The 11,699-nt window shown below is 61.5% G+C and carries 11 protein-coding genes; 5 read left to right on the top strand and 6 right to left on the bottom strand.

All coding sequences use genetic code 11. The annotated features are described in order from the left end of the window. Positions 1 to 530 precede the first annotated feature (530 nt). Positions 531 to 1,682, bottom strand: a complete 1,152-nt coding sequence (locus ACA044_RS10210) for an MFS transporter (RefSeq protein WP_497446242.1) — start codon at positions 1,680 to 1,682, stop codon at positions 531 to 533. A 169-nt stretch (positions 1,683 to 1,851) separates the two neighbouring features. On the opposite strand from ACA044_RS10210, the gene ACA044_RS10215 reads away from it, so the two are divergent. After that, positions 1,852 to 2,844: a diaminopimelate epimerase gene (locus tag ACA044_RS10215; RefSeq protein WP_497446243.1), complete on the top strand. Its 993-nt coding sequence runs from the start codon at positions 1,852 to 1,854 to the stop codon at positions 2,842 to 2,844. Between the two features lie 127 nt (positions 2,845 to 2,971). On the opposite strand, the gene codA is transcribed toward ACA044_RS10215, so the two are convergent. The 5 genes from codA to ACA044_RS10240 form a co-directional block, all read right to left on the bottom strand. Next, on the bottom strand, positions 2,972 to 4,216 hold the full coding sequence (gene codA, locus ACA044_RS10220) for a cytosine deaminase (protein ID WP_497446244.1): 1,245 nt from the start codon (positions 4,214 to 4,216) through the stop codon (positions 2,972 to 2,974). A gap of 13 nt (positions 4,217 to 4,229) precedes the next feature. Continuing rightward, the gene (gene codB / locus ACA044_RS10225) at positions 4,230 to 5,501 is read right to left on the bottom strand and encodes a cytosine permease (protein WP_497446245.1); all 1,272 of its coding nucleotides are present in this window, start codon (positions 5,499 to 5,501) and stop codon (positions 4,230 to 4,232) included. A gap of 249 nt (positions 5,502 to 5,750) precedes the next feature. Next, positions 5,751 to 6,581 (bottom strand): alpha/beta fold hydrolase, encoded by an 831-nt coding sequence (locus tag ACA044_RS10230; protein WP_497446246.1) that lies wholly within the window; start codon positions 6,579 to 6,581, stop codon positions 5,751 to 5,753. Positions 6,582 to 6,816: 235 nt separating this feature from the next. Then, positions 6,817 to 7,173 carry a 6-carboxytetrahydropterin synthase QueD gene (queD, locus tag ACA044_RS10235; RefSeq protein ID WP_003173033.1) on the bottom strand — a complete coding sequence of 119 codons (357 nt, stop codon included), beginning with the start codon at positions 7,171 to 7,173 and terminating at the stop codon, positions 6,817 to 6,819. 255 nt (positions 7,174 to 7,428) lie between these two features. Then, complete coding sequence (locus tag ACA044_RS10240; protein ID WP_497446247.1) at positions 7,429 to 8,508, bottom strand: patatin-like phospholipase family protein; 1,080 nt, start codon at positions 8,506 to 8,508, stop codon at positions 7,429 to 7,431. A 250-nt stretch (positions 8,509 to 8,758) separates the two neighbouring features. Between ACA044_RS10240 and ACA044_RS10245 the strand changes: the two genes are divergently transcribed. Genes ACA044_RS10245 through ACA044_RS10260 form a run of 4 tightly spaced genes read left to right on the top strand, consistent with a single transcriptional unit; the run spans position 8,759 to position 11,369 of the window. Beyond that, entirely contained in the window at positions 8,759 to 9,067 is a 309-nt protein-coding gene (locus ACA044_RS10245; protein ID WP_497446248.1) for a PepSY domain-containing protein, read from the top strand. Continuing rightward, positions 9,067 to 9,387 (top strand): PepSY domain-containing protein, encoded by a 321-nt coding sequence (locus ACA044_RS10250; RefSeq protein WP_497446249.1) that lies wholly within the window; start codon positions 9,067 to 9,069, stop codon positions 9,385 to 9,387. The genes ACA044_RS10245 and ACA044_RS10250 overlap by 1 nt, the downstream gene beginning before the upstream one ends. Before the next feature lie 3 nt (positions 9,388 to 9,390). After that, positions 9,391 to 10,059, top strand: a complete 669-nt coding sequence (locus tag ACA044_RS10255) for a response regulator transcription factor (RefSeq protein WP_253544753.1) — start codon at positions 9,391 to 9,393, stop codon at positions 10,057 to 10,059. After that, on the top strand, positions 10,056 to 11,369 hold the full coding sequence (locus tag ACA044_RS10260; RefSeq protein ID WP_497446250.1) for a sensor histidine kinase: 1,314 nt from the start codon (positions 10,056 to 10,058) through the stop codon (positions 11,367 to 11,369). Before ACA044_RS10255 ends, ACA044_RS10260 begins: the two co-directional genes overlap by 4 nt. The last annotated feature ends 330 nt before the right edge of the window (positions 11,370 to 11,699 follow it).

The following is an 11,699-nucleotide window of genomic DNA, read 5'->3' on the forward strand; positions in this document are numbered from 1 at the left end:
TCTGGCAGTGGGGTTTTGCTACCAGTCGTCTGGTGCCGGACGCTTCGACCGCTAGGGAGCCCTGCAAGAAAAACATCGAAGCCACACGCACATTCCCTGTGGAAGCGGGCTTGCTCGCGAAGACTGACCTCCAGTCGATAAAGCCGTCGCCAGACACAACGCTTTCGCGAGCAAGCCCGCTCCCACACTTGATCTGCGTCGTGCACAAACGCTGTGCTCGCTGAAGATTCCCTGTGGAAGCGGGCTTGCTCGCGAAGACTGACCTCCAGTCGATAAAGCCGTCGCCAGACACAACGCTTTCGCGAGCAAGCCCGCTCCCACACTTGATCTGCGTCGTGCACAAACGCTGTGCTCGCTGAAGATTCCTTGTGGGAGCGGGCTTGCCCGCGAAGACTGACCTCCAGTCGATAAAGCCGTTGCCTGGCACAACGCTTTCGCGAGCAAGCCCGCTCCCACACTTGATCTGCGTCGTGCACAAACGCTGTGCTCGCTGAAGATTCCTTGTGGGAGCGAGCCTGCTCGCGATGCTTTTAAACCTTCAACACCTTCCCGCCAATCGCCACGGCCAGCAGCAACACCGCCATCAACCCGAAGGCAAAACTCAAACTGCTGCCGTGGGCGATAAAGCCGATCACCGCAGGCCCGGCGAGAATCCCCGCGTAGCCCAATGTGGTAATGGCCGGCACGGCAATGCTCTCCGGCATGACGGTCTGTTTGCCCACCGCGGTATAGAGCACTGGCACAATGTTCGAACAGCCAACCCCCACCAGTGCATACCCCACCAGTGCCGTTTCCCAGCTCGGTGCAAACGTCGCCAGCGCCAGGCCCGTTGCGGCCGTCAGCCCTCCGAACACGATCACTTTTGTTGCGCCCAGACGCCGGACAATGGCATCACCGGTCAAACGCCCGACAGTCATGGTCAATGCAAACGCCGCATAACCCAGCCCAGCGTACGCCGTGTCGATCCCACGTTCCTGCGCCAGGAACACCGCGCTCCAGTCGAGCACTGCGCCTTCGGTGAGGAACACGATGAAACACATACCGCCGATGAACAGCACGATGCCATGAGGCACGGCGAATGCCGGGCCGGAGCTTTCGCTGCCATAGGGCAACAGATGAGGCGCAGCCTTGAGCAACGCCACCACCAGAAGCACGATCACCACCAGCGTCGCACCCAGCGGTGAAACGCCCAGGCCGAGCAGGGCGCTGACCCCCGCCGCGCCGACGATCCCGCCGAGACTGAACAGCCCATGGAAACCCGACATCATGGTCTTGCCGCTGGCTCGCTCGACGATCACCGCTTGCAGGTTCACCGTCGAATCCACCGTGCCCAGGCCAGCGCCGAACATGAACAACGCCGCAATCAAAGCCGGAATCGAAGACACCGTCGCCAACAGCGGCAGGGCCGCGCAGATCAACAAGGTTCCGCCGCTCAACACCCGGCGGCAGCCGAAACGCGTTGCCAGAATCCCGGCCATGGGCATCGCCAGAATCGAGCCCACCCCCAGGCACAACAGCAACAGCCCGAGGGTTCCTTCATCCAGCCCGGCCCGCGCCTTGGCGTAAGGCACCAGCGGCGCCCAGGCCGCGATGCCGAACCCGGCGATGAAAAAGGCAATGCGCGTGGACATCTGCTCCAGACGTCCGGGGACGAAGGTGGCTTGGGTGTTGAGGTTGGTCATATCGATCCTTGGCAAAAAACATCGCGTCCCCAAGCGACAGTGAACAACCGCAAAGGGTTCGATCACCACGTCCGGGCGGGGGCGCAGTCAGGCAGGCTGACATCCTTGCACAGCCGGCCGCTGTTTCGCGATATTGTCGACGCATCAATTGTTCATACAGAGGGGCGCCATGACGCGGATGTACGATGCTCGAGGCAATATCTACGCGGTCGTGGCGCCTGACGCCCTGCGCGGTAGCGGTATCGACCTGCCTGAGCAGGTCAGCCATGCCGCACAAACCCGTGAGGCCTGGGCATTGTCGGCCATCGAGGCCTTCTGTGGCTGGGCCCCGGGTACGCAACCGCCCGACAGCAAAGACCATCGCTGCGATGGTCTGCTGGTGGGGCCGTTTCAATCGTTGCCGCCTTTTGATCTGCTGATCGTCAACACCGACGGCACCCTGGCCGAGCGCAGTGGCAATGGCCTGACGATTTTTTCCCAGGCCCTGAGTGAACAAGGGTTGATGCCGAGGGAAGAGGCCTGTCTGCTGCGGGTTCATCACGACAAGAACGATGCGGTTTCGCCAGTGGAGACTTCAGTGAAACCCGCCGGGGTCGATGGCGTGCAAGGGTTCTGGCTGGACTTGGGGCAACCGTCGTTCGGGCCGCAAGCGGTGGGCGCGCAAGGGGTTGAACCCGTGACGTTGAATGGTAGAGACGTCAGCCATGTGCGACCGTTGTCGGCGCTCGACCCTGCCTGGAACCACAGCCAGTTCGTGCGCATCGGTAATCCCCATTGTGTGACGTTGGTAACAGGCGCCGATGCGTTGCCGAGTAACGTGCAGATGTGCGGGCCGGGGTTGTCTAGAGAATTGACCCGCATCGCTTATGCCATGCCAACCGGGGCAGGGCAGCCGTGTGCGGCAGGCGTGAATCTGCAATGGGCGATGCTTGAATCCGAGGGCCGAATCGTCGCGCGGGTGTTCGAGCGCGGCGAAGGGCCGACCGCGTCGTCGGGCACCAGCGCCAGTGCGGTGGCGTGTGCGGCGTGGCAAGTGGGTTGGGTGGCGGCAGGGGAGGTGAAGGTGGTCATGCCTGGCGGCACGGCGCCGATTTTGCTGGAAGAATTGGGTGGCGAGTTGAGACGGGTCAGGTTGTTTGGTACGGCGCGGTTGATGGGGTGATTTTGAAATTGCCTTCGCGGGCAAGCCTCGCTCCTACAGGTTTTGTGTCGTTCGCCGACAATGCGAACGGCTCAAATCCGTAGGAGCGAGGCTTGCCCGCGAAGAGGCCCATCCGGTCAGCGACTTTCTAAAGCTGATCCGCCCATTCCACCACCGGCATCTGCCGCTTCATCAACACCTTGCCCCCTCGCACCGAATACAACGGCAAACCCTGACTGCGGATCATCTCGTAATCGCTGTCCGCCGACAGAATCAGCAGATTCGCTGGCCGTCCTTGTTCCAGCCCATAGCGATCGCCCAGGTTCATGGCCTTGGCGCTATTGTCTGTGACCAGGTCCAGTGCGCTCTGCAGATTGCGATAACCGAGCATGTGGCAGATGTGCAAACCGGCCTCGAGTACCCGCAGGATGTTGCCATTGCCCAACGGATACCATGGATCGACGATCGAGTCCTGACCGAAACACACATTCATCCCCGCTTCGAGCAACTCATTCACCCGGGTCACGCCACGACGTTTCGGGAAGCTATCGAAGCGTCCTTGCAGGTGAATGCTTTCGGTGGGGCAGGAGACAAAACTGATCCCTGAATGCCCGAGCAGCCGAAAGAGTTTGGCGCAGTAGGCGTTGTCGTAGGAACCCATCGCCGTGGTGTGGCTGGCGGTGACGCGCGAACCCATGTCACGGCTGCGGGCCTCTTCGGCCAGCACTTCAAGGAAGCGTGAATGCGGGTCGTCGGTTTCGTCGCAATGCACGTCCACCAGACAACCGGTGCGTTCGGCCAGGTCCATGAGAAACTTCACCGAGCTTACGCCCTGATCCCGGGTGTACTCGAAATGCGGAATGCCCCCGACCACATCAGCACCCAGGCGGATCGCTTCTTCCATCAGCTCCCGACCGTTGCGATACGACTCGATGCCTTCCTGGGGGAACGCGACGATCTGCAGGTCGATCAGGTGGCGGCTTTCCTCGCGGACTTCGAGCATCGCCTTGAGCGCCGTCAGTTCCGGATCGGTGACATCGACGTGGGTGCGCACATGCTGAATGCCGTGGGCGGCGAGGGTCTGGATGGTCTTCCTGGCGCGGGCCTTGGTGTCTTCCTGGGTGATGGTCGCCTTGCGTTCGCCCCAGCACTCGATGCCTTCGAACAGCGTGCCGCTCATGTTCCAGCGCGGCTCGCCGGCGGTCAGGGTGGCGTCGAGGTGAATGTGCGGTTCGACGAACGGCGGCACCACCAGATTGCCGCCGGCATCCAGATCGTCAGCGCCCAGAGACGGGGCTTCGGTCTGACGGGCGATGCTGTGAATCAGGCCGTTTTCCAGGTGCAACTCATGCAGGCCTTCTTGGTTGCGCAGGCGGGCGTTGATGATGTGCATCAGGCGAATCCTTTTAGAGATCTTCTAGTGGTGCTTCGGCGGTACGGACACCCAGTACGCCGGTCAATACCACATACGTTAGCGCGGCAGCGGCAATCCCTACCAGCGGCGCGACCCACGGCGAGTTGAATGCCGCGATCGTGCCGACCGCATAGGCAGTCAGGCCAGACCCGTTGAACGCGGGCAATTGCGTATCCGCCAGGCGGGGATAGTGACCCCGATAACGGAAGAAAAAGTCGGCCATGATCACCCCGCCAATGGGCGGAATCACCGTGCCCAGCAGAATCAGGTAAGGCACCAGCATGTCGTACATGCCCAGCAGCGCCAGCAGCGTGCCGATCACCGCACCAGCCAGGGTCACGGTTTTGCGGCGGCCGGTGCGCAGCAGGTTGCAGCCGGCCACGGCGAAGTTGTAGATGGTGTTGTCCTGGGTGCTCCAGATGTTGAGCAGCAACATCGCCATCGCGGCCATGGCGAAACCTTGCAACAGCAGCACTTCGACCACGTCCGGTTGCTGGTAGACGATGGCGCCGTAGGCCCCGATCAACACCATCAGACCGTTGCCGATAAAAAAACCGATCAGGCTTGCCAGCACCGCGACGCGTGCCGAGCGGGAGAAGCGTGTCCAGTTGGTCGCCTGGGTCGCACCGCTGACGAACGTGCCGAACACCAGGGTAATGGCTGTCGACCAGTCCAGTGTTCCCGTCGGCACAACGGCGAGTAAACCCTCGAGCCCGCCGACCTTCACCGTCGCGACCCACATCGACAGCATCAGCAGCAACATCATGGCCGGCACCGCGATGTAGGACAGAATTTCCAGCCCGCGATAGCCGATGTATGCCGTGGCGCAGAAGCCCAGGCCGAACAACACCATCAGGCCCAGAACGGTGCCTTCGCTCAGTTCGAAATATTTGCCGAGTACGACGGCTGCGGTCGCGGTGCCCCAGGCATACCAGCCGATCTGCGTGAAGCCGAGGATCAGGTCGCAGAGCTTGCTGCCCACTTCACCGAAGCAGAAACGCCCCATCAGTACCGAGTTGAGGCCGCTCTTGAAGGCGATGTAGCCAAGCCCCGCGGCGTAGATTCCCAGCAGCAGATTGCCGACGATAATCACCGCCATCATCTCGGCGAAACTGAACGCCACACCGAGCTTGCCGCCGGCAAACATGGTCGCGGTGAAGAAGGTAAAACCGAGCAGCACCATGGCGGTGGAGGCGAGCCCCTTGCGGGCATGCATCGGGACTTCGCTTAAGGGGTAATCGTTGCCCGTATCGTTCTGCGTCATGTGGCGTTCCTTGCTCAATGGAGGATGCGGGGGTGTTGCAGTGCCCGTGCCAATGGCCCGAGGGTGTTGTTATTTATAGACGAGCAGGCGGATTTGGCCCGGGGAGGGGCACGAAAGCAGTGCACCTGAAGGAATACAGCACTCATGTGGGAGCGGGCTTGCTCGCGAAGGCTGTGTGTCAGTCGACATCAATGCTGCATGACACACCGCTTTCGCGAGCAGCCTGCTCCCACATTGGATTCGGTTTTTTCAGGGGGATTTGTGTTGCGGCAAAAACCTCAGCAGCGCCGCTACGATCGCCTCTGGCGCATCCTCCTGAACCAAATGCCCGGCGTTGGCGATGGCATGAAACTGCGACCCTGCAATCATCTGATGCAGTGCCCGCCCGCGTTCGATGGGAATCCACTGATCGTCTTCCCCCCAGAGAATCTGCACCGGGCAGCGAACCGTCGGGTACAGGTCTTCGACCTCGCGGGTATAACGTTCATCCATCTGTGCGATCTGCCGATAGAACGCCGCTTGCCCCGGGTCGCCCAGCCACGGCCGCACATAGGGCGCCAGTTCATGATCGGGAATCTCGCGCTTGATCGCGCCACGAATATAGGTCGGCACAATCGCCCGCTGGATGTAATCGGGCAGCCCGCTGAACGCCGCTTCATGCTGACGCACATGCTGCACGAACGGCGATCCCCAGGGCGACAGCGCCACCGGGTCGATCAGCGTCAGGCTGCGGTAATCCTTGCCATTGAGCAGATGCGCGCGCAACGCGGTGGCGCCACCGAAATCGTGGGCCACCACGTCTGGCCGTTCCAGCCCCCAGTGCTCCAGCAATTGCGCCAACAATTGGTTTTGTATACCCAGCGACACATCGCCATCCGGCTGTGCGGATAGCCCATAACCCAGCAGATCGAAATAGTGCACCCGGTGCGTGGTGATGAAGTGCGGCGCAATCCGGTGCCACACGTAAGAAGAGAAGGGCGTGCCATGCACGAACACCAGCGGCGGGCCATCGCCACGTACGGCGAAGCGAACGGAGTGCCCGTTGAAGCGATAGGTTTGAGCCAGCGGCCAGTCAGTCATGGAGTGTGTCCTCTTGGCGTGTGCGAGCCCAAAAGCATAGGCATAAAAAAACAGCCATTGAAGGCTGTTTTTCATATCACTGACGAAACGCAGTTCCCCTTGTGGGAGCCCTGTGGTGAGGGGGCTTGCCCCCGTTGGGCTGCGAAGCAGCCCCAAAATCTCTGATATACCAAAGATCTTGTGAGTGCTACGCACTCAAACGGGGGCAAGCCCCCTCGCCACAGTTTAGGGCGGTTTACTCGCCGCGATAGATGCAGCCGCTGGTGCAGGTCTCGTGGATGCGAATCGCGCTGAGTTCCGGCAGCAGGGGCTTCAATTCATTCCAGATCCACTTGGCCAGCACTTCGCTGGTCGGGTTTTCCAGGCCGGGAATGTCATTCAGGTAGTTGTGGTCCAGACGCTCATACAGCGGCTTGAAGATCGCCTTGATTTCCGAGAAGTCGCGGATCCAGCCAGTGTGCGGATCGAGATCGCCACTCAGATGAATCGCCACTTTGAACGAGTGACCGTGCAGGCGACCGCACTTGTGGCCATCCGGCACATGGGGCAAGCGGTGGGCGGATTCGAAGGTGAATTCTTTGAAGATTTCCACAGTGATGTTCAGCTCTGTCAGGTGGCGATCGCCGCGGCGATGTGGGCAGGCGGCGAGTTTAACAGTTTGTGTTTGGTGATGCGGGAAAACACTGACCAGTGTCCTGTGTCACCAATACGTTCCTCTTTTGGCGAGTGGCTGTTGTCGTCAGGCAAGGCGCCGCGACGAGTCATAGCCCGCTATGGCGAGGAGCGGCAACGCAGCATGACGGCAACAGACACCGCCAAAAAGGAACAGTATTGGCGAGACAGGACACTAAAGGGTCAGCAAGCGCTCGCCCAGGCGACCGTTGGCGGTCAGTTCCAGGAACTCATCACCGAGCCTGCGGCTTTCATCCATCGTCGCACGCCAGTATTTCTGCCGGCTCGGGGCGTCGCCCATGAAGCGCTTGAAGTCGTTACGGTCCGGCAGTTTGCCGTAGGGCAGGCGCGACAGGTATTGCTTCGACGGCGCCAGCAGCAGAACATCCTGCAAGCGCGCCGGGCAGGCACGGCGCCACGGCAGGGTCTTGTCGAACCAGCCTGGAATGACCCGGTCAGTGAAATGCGGATAAAGCACGATGTCGGTGCCGCTGTAGGGCAGGTCGAGGTGATAGTCCAGCAGACCGCCATCGCGGAACGTCCCCACGCCTGCGCCCGGCAGGTCGCGCACGCCTTGCATCACCATCGGAATCGAGCCTGACGCCAGCAAGGCCTGGCGCAGGTTGCCGGCATTGAGCGTAACGAAGCGCGACGGGAAATCATTCAGCGCATTGACCGGTGGCGCCAGGCGCGGGTCATGGATGATCAGCCGCTCGAAATGCCGCGACAGCCGCGCCCGCCCGCGCAGGTTGTCGGCGATCACCGACGACAGGCCCAGCCCCAGCCGGCCGCGATGATCGTCCGCCAGCAGGCCATGGCTTTTGACCACCATGATGTTCAGTCGGTAGTGGGCGTTGTCCAGAATCGACGCATCGCGGCCGTCGAGCAAGTCATCGAGCATGCGCCGGGAGCTCTGGCTGATCTGCGCCATGGTCACGCCCTTGGCGAAGTTCTGCTCGGTGTACAGATGACCGAGGCGGCGCAGGCCCTCGGCGGCATCCGGCAGGCAGGCGCTGGCGAACCGCCAGGAACCTACTGACGCGCCGATCAGCGAACGCTCCCGGGGCGCCGCCGGCAGCCACTCGCCGAACAGCGCCAGGTCCAGACCCTGAATCCCCAACGCTTTCGGGCCACCGGCGGCGCCTGGCAGCGTGCCCACATCAGCGGCGCTCAAGCCATTTGCACGGATGCGCGCCAGGGCACGTGGGCCGGCTTTGAGGGTCAGAGAAGGGAACTTGATGTGGATCGCGGTCATACCGGTCTCGATGTTTGGCAGGCGGGGGATTATAAGCGCGTGTCGGACAGCGCAGCGCACAATCTGTAGGAGCCAGGCTTGCCGGCGAAGGCGATTTCGAGGACGCCTTCGCCGGCAAGCCTGGCTCCTACAGGGATTTGTGTGTAAGTGATGTCGCATTGCAATCATTGATGATGGCAATTCAGTTTCAGTTAAGTTCGAATCGCTAAGGTAGTGCTCATCGCAACACATAAAAAATACGGAGACACCCATGAAAATCCTGACTGCCCTGTTCACCGCCTCCATCATCGGCCTGACCGCCAGCATCGCCCACGCGCGGGACCTGGGCCCAGACGAAGCCCTGAGACTGCGCGACGCTGGTACCATTGTGTCCTTCGAGAAGCTCAATGCCACGGCATTGGCCAAACATCCCGGTTCGACCGTCACCGAAACCGAGCTCGAAGAAGAGTACGGCAAGTACATCTATCAGGTGGAATTGCGCGACCCACAGGGTATTGAGTGGGACCTGGAATTGGATGCAGTCAACGGGCAGGTTCTCAAGGATCATCAGGATACGTAATGAAGGTGTTTTTTCTAAATCGGCGCGCCAGCAGTCGAATGGCGTTGGTGCTCCTGGCTTTTTGCTCGGTAGTCATGGCCCGCGACCTGGATCAGGACGAGGCCCTGCGCCTGCGCCAACAAGGTGTGATCCTGCCGCTGGAGCAGCTCTTGCAGAAAGCGCTGGACCTCTATCCCGGGGCCAAGCTGCTGGAAGCCGAGCTTGAGGAAAAGCACGATGTCTACATTTACGAGGTCGAGCTACTGACCACAGAAGGCGTGGTGCGCGAGCTGGACCTCGACGCCACCACCGGCCATTTACTGAAAGACAAGGAAGATTGACCGATGCGTTTGCTCCTGGTGGAAGACCACGTGCCGCTGGCCGACGAATTGATGGCCGGCCTCAACCGGCAGGGTTACGCCGTGGACTGGCTGGCCGACGGCCGCGATGCGGTGTACCAGGGCAGCAGCGAGCCCTATGACCTGATCATTCTCGACCTCGGCCTGCCGGGGTTGCCGGGGCTCGACGTGCTGGCGCAATGGCGGGCCGGCGGCTTGGCCACACCAGTGCTGATCCTCACCGCGCGCGGTTCCTGGGCCGAGCGGATCGAAGGCCTCAAGGCCGGTGCCGACGATTACCTGACCAAACCGTTTCACCCCGAAGAACTGCACTTGCGGGTCCAGGCGTTATTGCGCCGCTCCCACGGCCAAGCCAATCAGCCAACGCTCAAGGCTGCAGGTTTGCACCTGGACGAAGGGCGTCAGTGCGTGACCCGCGACGGCGCCGACATCCAGCTCACCGCCGCCGAGTTTCGCCTGCTGCGCTACTTCATGCTGCACCCCGAACAGATCCTTTCCAAAAGCCATCTCGCCGAACACCTCTACGACGGTGAAACCGAGCGTGATTCCAACGTGCTGGAAGTCCATGTCAATCACCTGCGACGCAAGCTCGGGCGCAGTGTGATCGAAACCCGTCGCGGTCAGGGTTACCTGTTCGGCGGGCAAGCCCAGTGAGGTCGATCCAGCGCCGCTTGAGCCTGGGCTTGATCAGCGTGATGGTGATCGTCGGCCTGGTGCTGGCGCAAACCAGCCTGTGGCTGTTCGAAATGGGGTTGCAGCGCTACCTCGAAGCCGGGCTGCGCAACGACAGCGAAAACCTGCTGGTGGCGCTGGTGCGTGGGCCGCAGGGGTTGCAACTGGATGAGCGGCACTTGTCGCCGGCCTATCAACGACCGTTTTCCGGACATTACTTCCGCATCGACTTCGCCGACAGCCATTGGCGCTCCCGCTCGTTATGGGATCAGGACATGCCGCGGCTCGAACACCCAGGCCTGCACAGCAACCTGCAATTGGGGCCGGAAGGGCAGCAGTTGCTGGTGTTGCGTTCGGATTATCGTCGGCTGGGCCAGGCGATCTCCATCAGCGTCGCCCAGGACTATACCCCGGTGCGCGAGAGCTTTCGGCGCATGCAGCAGATCGGCCTCGGGTTGGGGCTGGCGGGGCTGTTGCTGATTTTGCTATTGCAACGCATCACCGTGCGCCGCGCCTTGCGCCCGCTGGAAAAGGCCCGCGAGCAAATCGCCCAGCTGCAGCAGGGGCAGCGCTCGCAACTCGACGAAGAGGTGCCGGTGGAGCTGGAACCGCTGGTGGCGCAAATCAACCATTTGCTGGCCCACACCGAAGACAGCCTCAAGCGTTCGCGCAATGCCTTGGGCAACCTCGGCCATGCCTTGAAAACGCCGTTGGCGGTGCTGCTGAGCCTGGCTTCAAGCGAGAAATTCGACGCTCACCCGCAGCTGCGCAAGGTGATTGAGGCGCAACTGGAACAAGTCCAGCAGCGCCTCAATCGCGAACTCAACCGCGCCCGCTTGTCCGGCGATGCACTGCCGGGGGCATTGTTCGATTGCGATGCCGAGCTGCCGGGGTTGCTGGCCACGTTGAACATGATTCACGGCGAACACCTCGACCTGAGCTACCGCGCCCCGACCGGTTTGCAACTGCCGTGGGATCGCGAAGATTTGCTGGAGTTGCTGGGCAACTTGCTGGACAACGCCTGCAAATGGGCGGATGCCGAAGTGCGCTTGAGCGTGGCCGAAACGGCAGAACGGTTTGAGTTGAGCGTGGAAGACGATGGACCGGGGATTCCCGAAGACCAGCGCGCTCAGGTGTTCAGTCGCGGTACCCGGCTCGATGAACAGACCGATGGGCATGGGCTGGGGTTGGGCATCGTGCGCGACATCGTCGACACGTGGGGTGGGGTGTTGAGGCTGGAGGAAAGCGAGTGGGGCGGGTTGAAAGTGATGATCGAGTTGCCCAAACGCTAACACCACTCCGAAGGACGCTACTTAACCTGTGGGAGCGGGCTTGCTCGCGAAAGCGGCGGCCACAGTCAATAGTGTCGCCTGACACAACGCCTTCGCGAGCAAGCCCGCTCCCACAGTGGATCTTCAGTGGACGCAGAATCGGGGTCACACGCGAAACTGATTCATCAAGCTCTGCTGCTGATTCGCCAGGCTGTTAAGCGATCATTGCATACCTGCGTGGCGAGGGAGCTTGCTCCCGTTGGGTCGCGAAGCGGCCCCGGCATTTAGTCAGACAACCCGCATTGGCAGGTTTTGCGACTGCTTCGCAGCCGAACGGGGGCAAGCCCCCTC

It is taken from the genome of Pseudomonas sp. LBUM1673 (assembly GCF_059695645.1).